The sequence below is a fragment of the Acetobacter sp. genome (genome assembly GCF_052102375.1).
Lineage (GTDB): Bacteria > Pseudomonadota > Alphaproteobacteria > Acetobacterales > Acetobacteraceae > Acetobacter.
Genome location: NZ_JBQDXI010000004.1, coordinates 74,796 through 91,936 on the forward strand (window position 1 = coordinate 74,796; position 17,141 = coordinate 91,936).

Consider the following 17,141-nt stretch of genomic DNA (forward strand, 5'->3'; position numbering starts at 1 on the left):
TGCTTCTGAGCCACAAACCGCCCCTATGTGGGATGACGCACAGGCCCTGCCTGTTGCAACCCATCCGGTCGCGGTGGCGCAGGCGTTGATCCGCCATCCGTCTGTCTGTCCTGACCCCGGCCCGGCACAACAGTTGCTGGCACGAGTACTGGAAGAGTTGGGTTTTACGGTCTGGCATCTCCCATTTGGTGAGGGAGCGGAGCGTACCCCCAATTTCTTTGCCAGACTTGGCACAGCCAGCCCGCATATCTGTTTTGCTGGTCATACGGATGTGGTGCCTCCGGGTGATGAAACCCTCTGGGCGCACCGCCCGTTTGCCGCAGATATTCAGGATGACGTGCTGTACGGGCGTGGTGCCTGTGACATGAAGGGCGGCATTGCGGCATATGTTGCCGCCGTGGCACGCCTGTTGGCTAAAGGGACGCAACCAGCAGGTTCTCTCAGCTTTCTTATTACCGGGGATGAAGAGGGTCCGGCCACATACGGCACACAGAAAGTGCTGGAATGGATGGCGCAGGAAAATCAGATTCCTGACTATTGTGTGGTGGGTGAGCCTACAAACCCCAAGGCCATGGGCGATATGGTCAAAATCGGCCGTCGTGGCAGCTTGAATGCCCATATTGTTGTGCATGGTGTGCAGGGCCATGTGGCGTATCCGCACCGGGCTGATAATCCAGTACATCGGCTCCTGTCCGTACTGGGTGCTCTGTGTGCCCAACCGTTGGATAAGGGGTCGGACTGGTTTGAGCCCTCCAGCTTGCAGGTAACCAGTGTGGATGTAGGGAATACAGCCACCAATGTTATTCCCGCTAAAGCTGAGGCTAGACTAAATATCCGTTTTAATGACCTGCATACAGGTGCCGCGCTAACAGGCTGGCTCAAGACCGTCTGCCGTCAATATGCACCAAGCGCTGAGGTTAGTGTAAAAATTAGCGGGGAGTCCTTCCTGACGGCCCCGGGCGCGGAAACGGTAGCATTGGTCAAAGCCATTGAAACTGTGACAGGCCGTACACCAAAGTTGGATACGGGGGGTGGTACGTCAGATGCGCGGTTTATTGCGCTCTATTGCCCTGTGTCAGAATTTGGTTTGGTGGGGGCCAGCATTCATAAAGTGGATGAGCACACTCACGTGGCAGACCTTGAAACCCTGACCCAAATTTATCAGACCTTTCTGGAAGGGGTACTGGCGTAATGTCGTCCTACTCAGTCAAACCGGGTGCTGTCCGTCAAGTATTTCAGGGTATGCTCTTGCTGGCCTGTGGACGGCGGGAAGGCATGCAGAACTTCTCCGGCACGGTTGATGCCTTTGGGGCCGCACTGGCCCCCCAACTGGCTTTTCTGTTGATAGGCGCGTTTCAGGCCTTGCTTGCCCCCGGCAAAGCATTGGCGATGACAAAAGTTCTGCTGTCTTTGTGCATTGTTTTGCTGCCTGCTGTTGTCTCCCAGTTTTATGCCAAAAAATGGGGTAAGGAAGACCAGTGGCTGCGCTACATTACGGCGGCAACATGGAGCAACTGGGTCGTTCTGCTGGTCACCATTGCCGCAACGGTGCTGGCTGGCCTTTTGTTCCCGGCGTTATTGAGCCAGTCCGGATTTCTGAAGGCGCTGCTTGTTGTGGCGGCTGTTTATGAAATCTGGCTGCAATGGTTTGTGGCACGGGTGGGGTTAGGCGTAAGCGGGCTTCGGGCCTGCATATTGTATGCATCTATCCTGTTGGTCACATTTGCGCTCTATGCGCTGGCGGCTCTTTTACCACCGCATTACATGGTCCTTGCGGACCTGATGCAGCCGCCCGTTCCAGTCGCGGCTCACTAAGGCGGCATCAAACAGAAAGCCCCGGCATTGCAGGACATAACCCTGAATGCCGGGGCTTTTTTTGTTTAGATGGCAGGCGGGATAAAAGGGGCGGAGCGCACAGGTTGTGCAGCCTTTTTCCTGGCTTTGACGACCGCTGTATCCAACGCAGACAGGAAAGTAGAGCGGTCCGACTTGCTGTAGCTGCGACCGCCTTGTGTAATAGCTCCTGTAGAGCGCAGATCGTCCATCAGGTTCCGTATGGCCAAGGCCATACCTATGGCGTTTTCATTCAACACGCGTCCACGGGCGTCCAGCACACAGGCCCCTTTAGCGACACAACGCGCCGCGAGCGGGATATCGCCCGAGATCACGATGTCATGGGCCTGTACCTGATCAGCAATCCAGTTATCGGCCTCGTCCATGCCCTCAGATACAACAATACGTTCAATGAGAGGGGAGGCCGGAACGCCTAAAAGCTGATTGGCCACAACATAGGTATGAAGGCCATAGCGTTGGGCTACGCGGTAGGTTTCATCCCGCACCGGGCAGGCGTCTGCATCAATAAAAATACGGACAGCACGGAGGGTCGGGCGCTCAGGCAAAGGGGTCTGGGTCATAACCAACACCAGTGAGATAAAGGCCGTCAGGCGGCGCTGTAGGGCCTGCGGCACTCCGGTTTCGGGCAGCAAGCGCTTCCGCTATGCGGTCAGGTTTCCAGCGTTTCTGGCCGACCAAACTGAGTGTGCCTACCATGTTGCGGACCTGATGGTGCAGGAAGGAGCGGGCCTTGGCAATAATCCACACTTCCTCCCCATGGCGTTCAACCGTCAGGACGTCCAGCGTACGTATGGGGCTGTTGGCCTGACAGGCAACGGCTCGGAATGATGTAAAGTCGTGCAGACCCAGCAGGTGGCGTGCCCCTTCCTGCATCAGCTCAACATCCAGCGTGCCGCGTATGTGCCAGAGCTGGGAGGCAGCAAGGGCAGGGCGTGTGGGACGGTTGAGGATGCGGTAGCGGTAGGAGCGCCACGATGCTGAAAACCGTGCACTCCAGTCTGGCGCAACACGCGCTGCCTGCAAGACGGCCACAGCATGAGGTTTAAGGTAATAACTCAACCCATCCCGCACCCGATGGGGCACGAGTGTCATGTCCTCTGGGAAATCCAGATGGGCAACCTGCCCTGTGGCATGGACACCGGAATCAGTGCGACCGGCGGTGATGCTTTTTACGGGCCTACCGTTGGCCAGCCGTGTTGCGGCCTCTTCCAGTAACGCCTGTACGGACAGACCATCATTCTGCCGCTGCCAGCCCACAAGGCCGGTACCATCATATTCCAGCTTAACGGCCCAACGCTGGTAGGGCGGTGCACTATCAACGTCTATAACGGGGTGTGCGCCGGAGTTGGGGCAGGGAATGTCCAGAGTCTGAGGCATGGTCACTTAAACTTGTGTGCCTGTTACGTCCGGTGTGCTGCTGAAAACTGTGCCTTTGGGAAGGGAGAAGCCACGCAGGAAGGCGTCAGCCGGCATCATGCCGCGTCCGGGTTTTTGCAGGTGCGTCAGCCGTAATGCCCCGGTGCCGCAGGCAATGGTTAGGGCATCGTCCAGCACTGTGCCGGGTGTGGCAGTGTGGTTAAGGTCTGGCAGAGGCTGGGCCGCGCCAATTTTCAGCACGGTCCCGTCTGCCATAAGCGTATAGGCACCCGGCCACGGTGTCAGGGCGCGGATACGGCGGTCAAGAGCTGTAGCGGAGTCCTGCCAGTTAATGCGCCCGTCTTCCTTGGTGAGGCGTGGGGCATAGGTCACGCCTTCTTCTGGCTGCGGTACAGGGTCGTGGGGTGCTGCCAGAACTTTGGTGATGAGCGTACTGCCTAGTGCGGACAAGGCATCATGCAGGCTAGTGGCTGTCGTGGCGGGTGTAATGTCCACGGCCTCACGCAGCAGCATGGGGCCAGTGTCCAGCCCGGCTTCCATCTGCATGATGGTAACACCACTTTGGGTATCACCAGCCAGAATTGCGCTCTGGATTGGTGAGGCGCCACGCCAGCGCGGCAGCAGGCTTGCATGAATGTTCAGGCAGCCAAGGCGCGGTGCGTCCAGCATGATCTGTGGGAGAATAAGGCCGTAGGCGGCTACAACTGCCACATCAGCTTCAAGCGCCTTGAAGGCATCCCATTCCTCTGCATTTTTACGCAGGGAGACAGGGTGGCGTACAGCTATGCCAAGTTGCTCCGCAGCCTGATGGACAGGCGAAGCCCTCAGCGCCTTGCCGCGCCCGGCGGGGCGGGGCGGCTGGGTGTAAACCGCAACAATGTCGTGCCCGGCTGCATGGAGTGCTTGCAGGGCTGGCACGGCAAAGTCTGGCGTACCCATAAAAACAAGGCGCATGGTGCTTGCTGTTCCGTATTAGCTACGTTTCTGTTTCTGCTCTTTTGCCAGACGGCGCAGGATCATGTTGCGGCGCAGGGTGGACAGGTGGTCCACAAACAGAATGCCTTCCAGATGGTCAATTTCGTGCTGCATGCAGGTTGCAAGCAGGCCATCCACTTCACGTTCCATCAGTTCACCGTCAACAGTGCGCCACTGGACGCGCACCTGTTCCGGGCGGGTGACTTCCGCATACTGGTTGGGCAGAGAGAGGCAGCCTTCTTCCCGCGCAGCGAGTGTTTCTGTTTCAGCCAGAATCTCAGGGTTGATCATGATGATCGGCTCACGGGCTTCCGGCTCACCAAGGTCCACCAGCGCAAAGCGCAGGTCCAGACCAACCTGTGGCGCAGCAAGGCCTATACCAGGGGCTTCATACATGGCGGAGAACATGCTTGGCAGAATACGGCGAATATCGGCCATATCCTCAGGGCGCACGGTCCGGGTCTTGCGGCGCAGCACTGCATGCGGCGCAACAAGGATAGGCATGGGCGCGGCGTCCGCCGCAGCAGCGGCTATGGCTGCATCTGTCTGGGCTGCGTTTGTCATATCAGCGATGTAGCCTCCCATGCGGTCAGATGCCAGAGGAACATGCACACAAAAGCTATTAAACCGTGTGAAAAATGCCGCATTGCGGCTGCTATGGACCCGTTGCCATGCGTTTGAGGATGGCCCGACTTGCGTTTTGTGCTGCCGGTCCCATATCGTAACAGGATCGGATGCCACATTGGGTCCGGTTTCTGTCTCGCTCAGGAAAGGAGGAGGCTCTTATGTCAGGCAGACTATTTGGTTCGCCCATGTTTTTGGGGTTTGACCATCTTGAGCAAATGCTGGAACGCGCCAGCAAAGGTACCAGCGATGGTTATCCGCCCTATAATATTGAGCAGATGGCATCCAACAAGCTCCGCATAACGCTTGCTGTTGCGGGGTTCAGGATGGATGATCTGCAAATTACGCAGGAAGACAACCAGTTAGTTATTCGTGGCCGACAGGTGGAAGAGGGCGAGGAGCGGGTTTACCTGCATCGCGGTATTGCCTCTCGCCAGTTCCAGAAAGCGTTTGTGCTGGCGGAAGGTATAGAGATTGGAGGAGCCTGGTTGGATAACGGGCTGCTGCACATAGATCTGTTCCGCCCGCAACCGGATGTGCGCGTTAAACGGATTGAGATTATGCAACCCGGCCAGAAAGCGGCAGAGACGGCGGCTGCGCCGGTGCTTAAACCACGGTCTGCGCGGATGCTGCATCGGGTTGAGGATATAGAAAGCAACTAAATGCCTGCCGGTACCTTATATATCCGTAAGGTTCGGCGCATCAGATGTGTCATAAAGGCCTAACCGGAAAGGAGCCACTATGAGAGTCACGACCCAGAATGGACGTGTGGTTCTTGCGCCAGACCAGCAGGAAAAGCCCGTAGACGTTCATGAACTTTCTGAAAACCAGTTCCGTTCTCTTGGCTTGGCGAATGTCGCCTATATCCGCCCCGCCATGACGGAAGAAGGCGAGGAAGGGTGCGCCATTCACGCAGCAGACGGTTCCCCTTTGGCGTTTGTGGAAGATATTGAAACGGCATGGGGTGTGATTTTGCAAAATGACATGATCCCGGCCAGCCTTCAGTAAAACCCTGACTGCATAAAGGTACGAAAAACCGGCTTGTATGGCACCCCATGCAAGCCGGTTTTATTTTGTGCAGAACGTAAAGACTGTGCCAGAACCATAAGGTTTCTTGACACGGTTTTACTATATTTTAAGTTGGGCCAGTATCAACCCAGCCGATGTTGCCGTCATCACGCCGGAAAATAACGTTGATTTGCTGATTTTTGCGGTTTCTGAACAACAGAATGCTGGAGGCCGCAAGATCCAGCCGCATGACGGCTTCCCCTACGCTGAGAAGCGGTACATCTGTTGTATGTTCAGCAATAATCGCCGGAAAGGCTTCCTGATCATCACTGGCTTCAGGCGGGGTGGCGCTGGCACCGCGTGCCTGTTTGCGTTTTGTAGGTGCTGCTGCATCTCCGCTCAAAACATAGGAGCGGCCGGTTTCAGGGGCGGCTTCGGTTTTGGTGGCGCGGGCATGTGTTGTCACACGACTATGGTACCGGCGCAGGCGTTTGGCGATGTGCTCGGCGGCATCATCAAACGCTGCATTAGCATCGGCTGCCTCGCCTTCACCCCGGAGGGTGAGGCCGCGTCCGGCATGAACATTGATGTCGCATGTAAAAAAGGAACGGGCTTTGCTAAAAGTGACTTTGGCTTCAAGAGCTTTGTCAAAATAGCGGTCCGCAAGGTTGCCGAGATGGGCGTTGACCCGATGTTTGAGTGCATCGGACAGATCAATCTGTTTACCAGAAACATGAATATGCATTCGGGCGTCCTTCCTTGCCAGTTACAAGCAGGACCGTCGCACCGTAAAAGGGAACCAGACCGATAACCCGGCCCCTTGAAAGGCGCTGGCGGCTTATGACCTTGGGTGGGGACAGACCGTGGAGTCTGTTCACCACCGGATAGACATTGGGGCACGCTTTGTGGGTGCCTGTCTATTCTTTTGTTACAGATTTAATGCATGGCCTGCCGCAGGGTTCCAAATTTTGTGTGGTTCGGGGCAAAGGGTAAAAAACCAACGCCTTGGGGTTGCTGCATAAGGGGCTGCCAGCGCATACACAAAGAATACACGTGTAACCCAGACAGGATGCTATGCTTTTACGTTCCAACCCGCCGGTCAATATGCCCAAAATGCGCCCTGCATGGCGCATCAAGATTATTGTGCTGTGCGTGCTGGCAGGTGGTTATGCGCTTTTCATGTGGCACGTGGTGACAACCAAACCACGTGTCCTGATGCAGCGTGTGCTAATACCGGTGGATGTTGTTAAACCCAAAGTCCAGACCATCAAGGGGCCGTCTGCACCGCCAGTGCCCCTTATAGAAGCCCCAGCCATCACTGTGCCGCCCCCACATATTCCAGTGCGGTAGGCGGCGAAAATTTAAAGAGAGAAGCTTTCTCCCAGATACACACGGCGCACATCTTCGTTGGCCACGATTTCTTCTGGTACGCCCTGCATCAAAACCTGACCGCTATGCATAATGTAAGCGCGATCAATAACTTCCAGCGTTTCACGCACGTTGTGGTCTGTAATCAAGACCCCGATCTTGCGGTCTTTCAGGTGAGAGACAAGGTCACGAATTTCACCAACGGCAATGGGGTCAATCCCGGCCAGTGGCTCATCCAGCAGAATGTAGTTCGGCTGGCTGGCAAGAGCGCGTGCAATTTCCAGACGGCGGCGCTCCCCCCCGGAGAGTGCCAGAGACGGTGAGCGGCGAAGATGGGAAATGCCGAACTCGCTTAGCAGTCCATCCAGCATGACCTCGCGTTTATCCGGGTCCCGTTCCACGACTTCCAGAGCAGCCATGATGTTCTGTTCAACATTCAGGCCTCGGAAGATACTGGCTTCCTGCGGCAGGTAGCCAATTCCAAGTCGGGCACGGCGGTACATGGGGAGTTGGGTAATATCAGCACCATCCAGTGTGATGGAGCCGGTGTCTGGCTGTACCAGCCCAACAATCATGTAAAAACTGGTGGTTTTACCTGCGCCGTTCGGGCCGAGCAGGCCAACAGCCTCTCCCCGATGCACCTCGATAGAGACGTCTTTAACAACTTCACGCTTCTTATAAGACTTGCCGATGCCGCGTGCAAAAAGCCCGTGGCCGGGAATGTGAAGCGGGTTACGAGAGACCGGATCAGGACCAATAATGGTTTCAGTTACGGTTTCTTCTGATGTCCAGGTGATTTCCTGAGTCATCGTTATTTCCTGTCCGATCCATCGCCATTATTGGGGACAACAACCCCGCTCACCCGGCTACCGGGGTGTTCGGTCATGGTTGCAATGCCCGTGTGCATATTAATAACCGCGGCAGCGCCCTGAAGTTGGTTCGGGCCACGCGTAATGTGTACGTTGCCAACCACACGGGCAATGCCAGTATCTGGGACATAGACGCCGCGGTCCCCGGTTACAATTTCTGTTTGGGTGCGTACCCAGACATGCCCGAACGCATTGACTTTTTCCAGTTTGCCAGACCCGTTGGCCAGCGGGTCTCCGCTAGCAGGTTTGGCGGCATCAGTCTGGGCTGGTTTAGGTGTAGTGTCCGGCGGGGCGCTGTACCCTACCAGCACGTCTGCCCGAATTTGGCGGTTATCATTGGTTGTCACCGTGGCATTCCCACGGCCAATAGAAATGCGCTGCTGGGAATAATATTCCATAGAATCCCGTGCAGTCAGGATGTCTTGTGGTGTGACGAGCTTCATAGCAGAGCCAGTCATGACCAGCACGGCTTGGTCCATGTCATAAACGGCTTTGTCGCCCCAGGCCTGATCAGTCTGGGTGTAAATATGGACATGGCCGACGGCTTCCAAGCGGTAAATCTCGCTGGACCCTGAGGAATCTGGTTCAGAACCAGCATTATCGGGTTTTTTGTCTGCGGGAGCAGCGTCAGCAGGTGGCTCGGTTCCCGGTGCAGGCGTTTTTTTTCGGTAGTAGGCAATCAGCTTGTCAGCCGTAACAGTCACATCCCCGCGGATAGCTTTTGCCTGATCGTACGCGGTTACTTTTTTCTGGTTCTGGTCCCAGTCAAACCCGCCCACAGCAGTGACTGTAATCTGGCCACCGTGTGACAGATCAATGGATTGCGCGTGCGCAGCAATGGGGTGCAGCGCCGTAAAGCACGTTGCCAGCGCAAGTGCTGCCAGTCCGTGCCAGCGGTACCGGAGGAGGGAAGAAGCAACAGGCTGCATGGTCAGGAGGCCTTCCCTTCCTGTGAGTGGCTACCGCGGTCGTCATTGAGAATCAGGCGTCCCGGCCCACGGAACTGCGCAACGCCATCATGTTGGGATAACAGATAGCCTTTTGCATCCAGCACGCCAAACGGGCCTTCTGCTCTTACCCAGGAATCAGAGGCGATAATACCGCGTTTAAGGTCAATATCCGCCACGGGGCTGCGCATCATCAGGCCATCATCACGATACAGGGTTACTTCTCCGGTCAGGTCGAGCAGGTTGGTATGCTGCATGTAAACGCCTTTTTGGGAGCGTACCAGCATCCAGTTATCACCCTGAGACAGAACGTCCGCCGAAGGAGCGCGCAGATCCATCCGTTCAGATGTAACCTGATGCGCGCTGTCCGCTGTTATCATGAAGGGGCGGTCGTGCTCGTCCACACCCCGATAGGTGGCCCCCAGCAGGTTGCCACTTTCAACCTTCACCTTCGTCATGTCGCGCAAGGCAGCGCTGTTGGCATTGATAAGCCGGTCGACTTCTGGCCACACAGCGATGGAGCTGAGCAGGAGCAAGGCTGTCGCGGGAAGAGCCCATTTGGCCCAGCGCAGGACTGTGCGCCTGCGCGCCAGTGCTGTAGCTGAGGGGAGGTTGCGGGGGTACGATGCCGCTGCCAGTTGATCCCGCTGCTGCCGGGTAACTTCTTCTGAGCGGGCAAAGTCTTCCCGGCGTGGGGGGACGTTAGGGGGAGAGGGCTCTGTCATCCAACACCGGCGCGCAGCAGGTCATGCATATGCACTACGCCTAAAGGCTTGTGGGTGGCATCCATCACAAAAAGCGAGGTTATAGGGCGGTCACGTTCGTTCATGATACGCAGCGCCTCCACGGCAAACACATCAGGCCCAATGGTGAGCGGTTTGCTGTTCATGATATCCTTTGCCTGCGTGGTCGCGAGATCAAGGTCCAGTGCGCGGCGCAGGTCACCGTCTGTAATCAGTCCTGCAAGAAGGCCATTATGGTCCAGAATGCCTATGCAGCCTAGTGCTTTATGGGTCATTTCCATAATCACATCGCGCATGGGGGTTTCCGGCTGGCCAACAGGCATGGCAGCCCCCGTACGCATCAGGTCTCGCACGGTGCGCAGGCGCATTCCCAACCTGCCACCGGGGTGATAAGTCCCGAAATCGTTTGCAGTAAAACCGCGCTGCTGCAACAGCGCTACAGCAAGTGCATCGCCAAAGGCCAGTTGCATGGTTGTGCTGGTGGTGGGGGCCAGCCCCATGGGGCAGGCTTCTCTTACATTGGGTAATGTCAGGGCAATATCAGCCGCACAGGCAAGGGTTGACTGTGCACGGCTGGTAACGGCCAGCAAGGGCAGGCCTGTCCGGCGGGTATGCGCCGCAATGTCGCCTAGTTCCGTTGTTTCTCCAGAGTTGGAAAAAGCAATGACGGCATCTCCCGCCTGCAACATTCCCAGATCACCGTGAGAGGCTTCTGCTGGGTGTACAAATAAAGCAGGCGTACCGGTGGAGGCCATGGTGGCCTGTATCTTGCGGGCAATATGGCCGGACTTGCCTATGCCCGTAATCACCAGACGGCCCGGCAGTGCACCAATAAGCGTGACTGCCTGAGAAAAAGCCCCCCCTAGCCCAGCTCTATCCTGCAAGGCCGCTTCCAAAGTTGCCAGCCCCTCGCGCTCTGTACGGAGTACGGCCAGAGCGTTAGCAATCTGTGTGGCCTGTGCCAACGCAGAAAGGGGCGCAGGGTGTGCAAAGCTGGGGGCGTGCGTCATACGTGTGGTGATCCGGTCTCGAGCCGGTCAGGCCCGGTGGGAGAAAATATCTGGGTCTTCATATCCCAAAATATCAAGGCGGGCGCGTGCAGGCAGGAAGTCAAAGCAGGCTTGCGCCAGTTCCCGGCGGCCCTCACGTTCCAGCAGGGCATCCATCTTGGCCCACAGGGCATGCAGGTACAAAACATCTGAGGCCGCATAGGCAAGCTGTTCCGGCTTGAGGTCTTTGGCGCCCCAGTCAGAGGTTTGCTGCTGTTTGCTGAGTTCTACACCCAGCATGTCACGGCACAGCGCAGCCAGACCGTGGCGGTCTGTAAAGGTGCGGACAAGGCGTGCTGCAATTTTTGTGCAAACCGTAGGGGTAACGGTAATGCCCAGCGCATGCTGGAGGATTGCAACGTCAAACCGAGCAAAATGCATGATTTTGGTGATGGCAGGGTCCGCCAGAACCTTCTTGAGGTTAGGGCAGTCATAGCCTTTGCCGCCAAGGGAGGGGGGGATGATCTGCACAAGGTGGGCTGTGCCATCACCAGCGGAAAGCTGGACAAGACAAAGGCGGTCACGATGAGGCTTCAAACCCATGGTTTCCGTATCAACGGCAACAGAGCCGTTAAAGGTCAGGCCATCAGGTAAATCGTTCCGGTGAAGAGTGATGGCACCATCGGACGAGGCCGGGGACGCATTCATGACCCGCTCCATGTCTAGCTGTTAACGTGGCCCAGACCGATACAGCCCGGAAAGGGGATTGTCCATTCTCATGAGCGTATCCACCCTTTGGGGCAGATTAATGGTCTGGGCCTGGATTGTGTAACCAGCACCACTCCTTGCGGTGATAGGTTCACTCAGGCGTGTATGGTCTTGCGATGTATTCAGGATCGTCGGACGGGAAGGAATTTGCCGATTGGTCTTTTGTTGAGAGATATAGAACGACACAACTGTAATAATGATAATGTGCGGGCAATAAAAATTTTTGACTTATAAAAGTCATAGAAAAGCTAATAGAAGAAAAAACAAAAATGAAATTGGAATGAAAAAACTTAAATGGTTTTCGGATTGTGTGTCTGGTAAATTTTTTCTTTCAATTTTTATAGTATTCTGTCATACACCCTCCCCATATTTAATTTTTTGGGTATTTTGCCTGAGCATTCGCGTTGCGGCACTGTGCGCAACATCTTGCGTCAGGGCGCGTTACCGCGAAAACGCGGACGCCTGTATGCGTAGAAGAAAGGAAACAACACTATGCAGGAGCCTGAATCGGCGCACGCCCATTTTGGGTGGTTCAAACGTCGTCGGCATATACAGGTGGATGATATCACCGTTGTAGATGGTGATATGCTTAAACGGGCCGTGGGCGCAGCAGCTCTTGGCAATGCCATGGAATGGTTCGACTTCGGGGTTTATGGCTACATTGCCATAACCTTAGGGCGTGTTTTCTTTCCCTCTGCGGATGCAGCAGCCCAAATCCTTGCGACATTCGCAACCTTTACGGTGGCATTTATCGTTCGTCCCATTGGGGGAGCCATTTTTGGCCCGTTGGGGGATAAATATGGTCGGCAGAAAGTGCTGGCCTTTACCATGATTCTTATGGCGGTTGGCACATTCTCCATTGGGCTTATTCCGTCTTACGCCAGTATTGGCATCTGGGCTCCCATCCTGCTGATGCTGGCGCGTATGGTGCAAGGCTTTTCAACAGGTGGAGAATATGGGGGCGCGGCCACATTTATTGCGGAATATTCCACAGACCGCCGGCGTGGCCTTATGGGAAGCTGGATGGAGTTTGGTACGCTGGCCGGTTACGTGGCCGGTGCTGGGTCAGTCACCATTCTTCAGTTGGCGCTGACAGATAGCCAAATGCTGTCATGGGGGTGGCGCATCCCGTTTATGGTTGCTGGTCCTCTGGGTCTTCTCGGTCTGTATATGCGTACAAAGCTGGAAGAAACCCCGGCCTTCGCCGCCTATGCGGAACAGGCCGAGCAACGTGAACAAGACAAACCCGGCTGGAAAGATCTGTTTCTTGTCCACTGGCGTCAACTGCTGAAGTGCGTTGGTTTAGTGCTGGTGTTCAACGTAACTTATTACATGGTCCTGACCTACATGCCCAGTTATCTGAGCGTGACCTTGGGCTACCCTGAAACCAAAGGGCTCCTGCTGATTATTTTGGTCATGCTGGTCATGATGCCTCTGAACGTGGTGGGCGGTTTGTTCAGTGACAAGCTGGGCCGCAGGCCGATGATCATTGGGGCCTGTCTTTCCTTGCTTGTGTTGTCTGTACCCAGCCTGTGGCTGATACAGACTGGTAATGACGGTCTTATTTTTCTTGGGCTGATGTTGCTGGGTGTATCTCTTGTCTGCTTCACCAGTTCCATGCCAGCAACACTGCCAGCGTTGTTTTACACGCCAGTGCGATACACAGCTCTGTCTTTGGCATTCAATGTGTCTGTATCGCTGTTTGGTGGCACAACGCCACTGGTAACGGCGTGGCTGATACAGCGGACAGATAACCTGATGATGCCCGCTTACTACCTGATGGGTGCCGCTGTAATTGGTATTGTCACTATGCTGACCGTAAAAGAAACAGCACGTCTGCCCTTGCGTGGCTCTCCACCCGCTGTGGCAACCGAAGAGGAACTGAAAGCCTTCATGAAAGGTGACAAACCTTTGACGGTTGACCCGTCCTTGCCGCCTGTTCCGTAAGAGCCAAGGGTAAAAGCAGCCAGTTAAGAAAGGCCAATGGTAGGTGTACCATTGGCCTTATTCTATTATGGCGCATGGCGCACCGTACCAGCCCACTTTATACGGCACTGGGTAAACCAGATGGAGAAAGACAATGACCCTCCAGATACATCAGCCGCGTGTTGGGTGCGGAGCGGTGATACTGCGTGCCGGGAAAATGTTACTCGTGAAACGCAGACGCCCTCCTGAAGCAGGATATTGGGGCTTACCCGGCGGAAAGGTTGATCCGTATGAGACGGTGCCACAGGCTGTTGCTCGAGAAATCGCCGAGGAAGTGGCTTTAACCATTACGCCCGTCAGGCTGCTGTGTGTTGTAGACCAGATAGACCAAGACCAGGCCTTGCACTGGGTAGCTCCTGTTTATCTGGTGGAAGACTGTGAGGGAGAGCCTGTGGTGCAGGAGCCTGAGGCTTTGGCTGCCGCCGCATGGTTTGCCCTGGATGCACTGCCAACCCCTTTGACAGAGGCCACAAAGCAGGCCTTACAGGCCCTTGCCAACGACAAATAAGAGATAGCCCGCCACCCTGCACATGCTGTAGGGGGAAGATAAATTGAGAGAAAGCAAAGGTTGCAATGCGTAATCCCCGTTCTGCCCGCCCGGCCCGTCGTCCACGCCCATCGTCATCTACCGGGCGTGAAGGGGGAGGTGGTGCGCCAGCGGGGAGCGTGTGGCTATTTGGTACCCACGCTGTTGCGGCCGCTCTGGCAAACCCACAGCGTGTTTTCCAGCGTTTGCTTGTGGCAGAGCCCGAGCATCCGGCGTTAATCGCCGCGCGTGAAGCAGGGGCAACCTTACGCCTTGAACCTGAACTGACGCCCCGCGCCAAGCTGGATGACATGTTGGGTGCTGAGGCTGTGCATCAAGGTGTTGCGGCTCTGGTGAAACAATTGCCCAACCTGTCTCTGGACGAAGCGTTGGAACGGCCGGGACCGGTGCTGGTGCTGGATCAGGTCACGGACCCCCGGAACATTGGCGCAATTCTAAGGTCTGCTGCGGCTTTTGGGGCTGCCTGCCTTGTGGTGCAGGATCGGAATGCCCCGGAAGAAACCGCAGTGCTGGCCAAGGCTGCTTCTGGCGCGCTTGAAACTGTGCCTGTGGTGCGAGAAGTCAATTTATCCCGTGCCATTGAAACATTGCAAAAAGGTGGCTGCTGGACAGTCGGGTTGGATGCTGGCGGTGGCTTGCTGGACGGCCCTTCTTTTGAAGGGCGGCGTGTTGCGCTGGTATTGGGGGCAGAGGGTAAAGGCCTGCGCCGCCTGACGCGTGAAAGCTGTGATGAAGTGGCAGGCCTGTATATGCCGGGTGATATGGAAAGCCTGAACGTTTCTGTTGCAGCAGCCGTTGGGCTTTACGAACTGGCCCGCGTACGCATGCCCAGCACATACCAGCCAGCAGCAACAAAAAAGCCCACATAATAGCCAATGTCGGCCCCGTTCAGCCAGCGCGCTACGGGGCCGGTATAGAGTGTGCTTGTTGAAAACAGGGCGATGGTCAAGCTTGCGGTCACGACAAAAATAGTGGCTCCATATGTCCAGCCCGGTGGCACGGCATGAACCTTGCGGTCTCCGCAATACCAGTCAGCCAGAACAATCCCCACCCAAGGGGCAATCCAGTACATCGTGACAAGCAGATAGTCCGTATAAAGCGCGGTATAGCGGCCTGCTCCGGCAACAGCCAGAACGTAGCCTAAAGCGGCAGTCAGAATTGCCGCCATAACACGCGGGATGCGTAACCCGGCGGAAATAAGACTGTAACTGGCCGTATTGTCGTTAAACGCATTGCCAGTAATGGACGAGAGCGCGATAGCTGCCAGCGCTACAGCTCCCACAGGCCCCATAGCGTGCTGGAGCGAGGCGATAACCGCAGTTGGGGAAGGCTCGGCAACGCTGCTTGCCGTAAGAAGCCCCAGAATTTGGAACGGAATGGCGGAGCCAAGTAACCCGGCCAGTGCGAGAAGAACCACCTTAACCGGGTTGGTTCTGGCTGGCAGATAGCGTGTATAATCTGAAGAGTACGATGCCCAGGACAGGTTGAAGCTCACCAGAACCCCGGTTGCCAGCAGAAAGGTTTGCCACCTGACAGGGTGGTGGGCGGAGACGATGGACGCCCCTTGCGCCAGTTGCACACACCCCATGAGCAGAAAGGTGCCAAGCAGCAGGGCACCCAGATATTTTTGTAAAATCTGCACAACATGATGGCCGTAGATAGAGGCAGCCATCTGCACAAGGGCCAAACATCCCAGCGCCAGCCAGAACGGCGTGGAGACACCTGCCATAAGCAGCAGGGCGATCAGCGCCGTTGCGGCGGGCACATTGTTTACGGCGTCCCACCCCACACAGTAGATCCAGTTCAGGAAAGCCGGAGGGCGTACGCCCAGACGTCCCAGCGCCCTGCGGGATGCTTCCATTTGCGTAAGCCCCGTAGCTGGGCCAATGGAGGCAGCCAACGCCACTGGTAAGGCCCCGATAATATTGCCAAGCACAATGGCCAGAACACCGGTCCGGAAATCCAGCCCCATGCTGATGAGCAATGCCCCCGTGACCCAGCCCCCCGGGCCAAGATTGGGGGAGAAATGGCTCCAGAACACGCTGTCCACCCGCATGGTTTTTAGGTGATCAGGCACCGGTTCCCGTACCGAGGCCTCAGAGAGATCTTCCATCAAACGGCGAGGGGGTGACTGAGGCATGGGGGGTGGCTGGAGGCTCATGCCGGGGTATTCCTTGGCGGGGTAAGTTCAGGTCATGACAGGTCTGGCTCCGGCATAGTGCCAGCCGCACCCGTAGGTTGATGAGTATAGTAGCTTTCCGCCAGTGCAATGGGCAGAAGGTCCATAAATCTTGATCCTGCCGCAAGCCAGAGCGGGAACACAATACGTCTTTCGTTGCGGCGTAAGCCACGCAGGATACGCCTGCTGGCGTTTTCTACATCTGTCATGCCGGGCATGGGAAAATGGTTGCGGGCGGTCATGGGGGTGTTAAGAAACCCGCACACAACGGAAGACAGCAGGATTCCAGCCTGCTTCATATTGCCGCCAGTCGCCACCATAAAACGGTCCACAGCGGCTTTTGTCGCGCTGTAAGCCGGGGTGCCGGGGTAGGATACCAGCCCCGCCACAGAGGAAATGGCACAAATTCTGCCTCTCATGCCGTCTGCTGCGCGGGGTTGTTGCCGCATGGTGGAAAGGGCTGGCAACACAGTGTTCAGCACGCCATCAATATTGGTCTGGAAAAAACGGCGTACCTGCGCATCTGGCTCATATGGTGCATCATCTGGGCCAGTGGGCCTGCGGGTACCCCCTGTAATACCGGCGCAGGCCAGCACAAGGTCTAGTGGTCCGCTATTACCAATCCAGTCTTCCATGTGAGTGCGGTTGCCAACATCCCCCCGGCTTATCTCAACCCCGGCACCCCGGCTTATGCACTGCCGCGCAACATCCATCAGGCGAGACTCGTTCCGGCCGCCCAGATGCAAGGTGCGTCCGGGCCGCGCAAGGGTAAGAGCAAGGGAGCGCCCCAGACCTGAGGACGCGCCTGTTATGAGAATGCGATCATGTTTCATAGTCGCCCTCTTACCCCGAGGCTGTTAGAAGAGCAGCAGGCCTGTGGCAAACCCGGCATGCATTTTTGCGTGTG

General features: G+C 56.3%; 20 protein-coding genes. 8 read left to right on the plus strand and 12 right to left on the minus strand.

All coding sequences use genetic code 11. The annotated features are described in order from the left end of the window. The first annotated feature begins 25 nt into the window (after positions 1-25). Positions 26-1,192 carry a succinyl-diaminopimelate desuccinylase gene (dapE, locus tag ACTIDN_RS02835; RefSeq protein WP_441375945.1) on the plus strand — a complete coding sequence of 389 codons (1,167 nt, stop codon included), beginning with the start codon at positions 26-28 and terminating at the stop codon, positions 1,190-1,192. Further along, complete coding sequence (locus ACTIDN_RS02840; protein ID WP_441375907.1) at positions 1,192-1,815, plus strand: hypothetical protein; 624 nt, start codon at positions 1,192-1,194, stop codon at positions 1,813-1,815. Before dapE ends, ACTIDN_RS02840 begins: the two co-directional genes overlap by 1 nt. A 65-nt stretch (positions 1,816-1,880) precedes the next feature. Here ACTIDN_RS02840 and ACTIDN_RS02845 read toward each other — a convergent pair whose 3' ends face one another. From ACTIDN_RS02845 to def, 4 genes are read right to left on the minus strand one after another with little or no spacing between them, the layout of a single operon-like run. Continuing rightward, positions 1,881-2,414: a YaiI/YqxD family protein gene (locus ACTIDN_RS02845; RefSeq protein WP_441375908.1), complete on the minus strand. Its 534-nt coding sequence runs from the start codon at positions 2,412-2,414 to the stop codon at positions 1,881-1,883. Beyond that, complete coding sequence (gene truA, locus ACTIDN_RS02850; protein WP_415507860.1) at positions 2,392-3,231, minus strand: tRNA pseudouridine(38-40) synthase TruA; 840 nt, start codon at positions 3,229-3,231, stop codon at positions 2,392-2,394. Before truA ends, ACTIDN_RS02845 begins: the two co-directional genes overlap by 23 nt. Positions 3,232-3,237: 6 nt before the next feature. Then, positions 3,238-4,185: a methionyl-tRNA formyltransferase gene (gene fmt / locus ACTIDN_RS02855; RefSeq protein WP_441375909.1), complete on the minus strand. Its 948-nt coding sequence runs from the start codon at positions 4,183-4,185 to the stop codon at positions 3,238-3,240. An 18-nt stretch (positions 4,186-4,203) separates the two neighbouring features. Further along, on the minus strand, positions 4,204-4,770 hold the full coding sequence (gene def / locus ACTIDN_RS02860; RefSeq protein ID WP_086650448.1) for a peptide deformylase: 567 nt from the start codon (positions 4,768-4,770) through the stop codon (positions 4,204-4,206). A gap of 221 nt (positions 4,771-4,991) precedes the next feature. Between def and ACTIDN_RS02865 the strand changes: the two genes are divergently transcribed. Further along, entirely contained in the window at positions 4,992-5,492 is a 501-nt protein-coding gene (locus ACTIDN_RS02865) for an Hsp20 family protein (RefSeq protein ID WP_048838584.1), read from the plus strand. A 79-nt stretch (positions 5,493-5,571) separates the two neighbouring features. Beyond that, positions 5,572-5,838, plus strand: a complete 267-nt coding sequence (locus tag ACTIDN_RS02870) for a DUF1150 family protein (RefSeq protein WP_048838495.1) — start codon at positions 5,572-5,574, stop codon at positions 5,836-5,838. Positions 5,839-5,965: 127 nt separating this feature from the next. Here the strand turns inward: ACTIDN_RS02870 and hpf are convergent, their stop codons facing one another. Beyond that, positions 5,966-6,583 (minus strand): ribosome hibernation-promoting factor, HPF/YfiA family, encoded by a 618-nt coding sequence (hpf, locus tag ACTIDN_RS02875; RefSeq protein ID WP_441375910.1) that lies wholly within the window; start codon positions 6,581-6,583, stop codon positions 5,966-5,968. Positions 6,584-6,912: 329 nt separating this feature from the next. On the opposite strand from hpf, the gene ACTIDN_RS02880 reads away from it, so the two are divergent. Beyond that, positions 6,913-7,188: a hypothetical protein gene (locus ACTIDN_RS02880; protein WP_415507857.1), complete on the plus strand. Its 276-nt coding sequence runs from the start codon at positions 6,913-6,915 to the stop codon at positions 7,186-7,188. 11 nt (positions 7,189-7,199) lie between these two features. Here the strand turns inward: ACTIDN_RS02880 and lptB are convergent, their stop codons facing one another. Genes lptB through ACTIDN_RS02905 form a run of 5 tightly spaced genes read right to left on the minus strand, consistent with a single transcriptional unit; the run spans position 7,200 to position 11,462 of the window. Beyond that, a complete protein-coding gene (gene lptB, locus ACTIDN_RS02885) occupies positions 7,200-8,015 on the minus strand; it encodes an LPS export ABC transporter ATP-binding protein (RefSeq protein ID WP_108912385.1) in 816 nt (271 codons plus the stop codon). Between the two features lie 2 nt (positions 8,016-8,017). Continuing rightward, positions 8,018-9,004 carry an LptA/OstA family protein gene (locus ACTIDN_RS02890; protein WP_415507856.1) on the minus strand — a complete coding sequence of 329 codons (987 nt, stop codon included), beginning with the start codon at positions 9,002-9,004 and terminating at the stop codon, positions 8,018-8,020. Positions 9,005-9,006: 2 nt separating this feature from the next. Continuing rightward, a complete protein-coding gene (gene lptC / locus ACTIDN_RS02895) occupies positions 9,007-9,747 on the minus strand; it encodes an LPS export ABC transporter periplasmic protein LptC (RefSeq protein ID WP_415507855.1) in 741 nt (246 codons plus the stop codon). Beyond that, complete coding sequence (locus ACTIDN_RS02900; protein WP_415507854.1) at positions 9,744-10,775, minus strand: KpsF/GutQ family sugar-phosphate isomerase; 1,032 nt, start codon at positions 10,773-10,775, stop codon at positions 9,744-9,746. Before ACTIDN_RS02900 ends, lptC begins: the two co-directional genes overlap by 4 nt. Before the next feature lie 27 nt (positions 10,776-10,802). Continuing rightward, positions 10,803-11,462 (minus strand): ribonuclease D, encoded by a 660-nt coding sequence (locus ACTIDN_RS02905; RefSeq protein ID WP_048838587.1) that lies wholly within the window; start codon positions 11,460-11,462, stop codon positions 10,803-10,805. Between the two features lie 552 nt (positions 11,463-12,014). Here ACTIDN_RS02905 and proP point away from each other — a divergent pair. The 3 genes from proP (at position 12,015) to rlmB (ending at position 14,924) form a co-directional block, all read left to right on the plus strand. After that, positions 12,015-13,469: a glycine betaine/L-proline transporter ProP gene (gene proP / locus ACTIDN_RS02910; protein ID WP_415507853.1), complete on the plus strand. Its 1,455-nt coding sequence runs from the start codon at positions 12,015-12,017 to the stop codon at positions 13,467-13,469. Positions 13,470-13,602: 133 nt separating this feature from the next. Further along, positions 13,603-14,016, plus strand: a complete 414-nt coding sequence (locus tag ACTIDN_RS02915) for an NUDIX domain-containing protein (RefSeq protein ID WP_441375911.1) — start codon at positions 13,603-13,605, stop codon at positions 14,014-14,016. 65 nt (positions 14,017-14,081) lie between these two features. Then, a complete protein-coding gene (gene rlmB, locus ACTIDN_RS02920) occupies positions 14,082-14,924 on the plus strand; it encodes a 23S rRNA (guanosine(2251)-2'-O)-methyltransferase RlmB (RefSeq protein WP_415507851.1) in 843 nt (280 codons plus the stop codon). Here rlmB and ACTIDN_RS02925 read toward each other — a convergent pair. After that, complete coding sequence (locus tag ACTIDN_RS02925; RefSeq protein ID WP_441375912.1) at positions 14,858-16,216, minus strand: purine-cytosine permease family protein; 1,359 nt, start codon at positions 16,214-16,216, stop codon at positions 14,858-14,860. The two genes, rlmB and ACTIDN_RS02925, sit on opposite strands and share 67 nt — an antisense overlap. Before the next feature lie 32 nt (positions 16,217-16,248). After that, positions 16,249-17,067 (minus strand): SDR family NAD(P)-dependent oxidoreductase, encoded by an 819-nt coding sequence (locus tag ACTIDN_RS02930; RefSeq protein WP_415507849.1) that lies wholly within the window; start codon positions 17,065-17,067, stop codon positions 16,249-16,251. Positions 17,068-17,141: the final 74 nt, after the last annotated feature.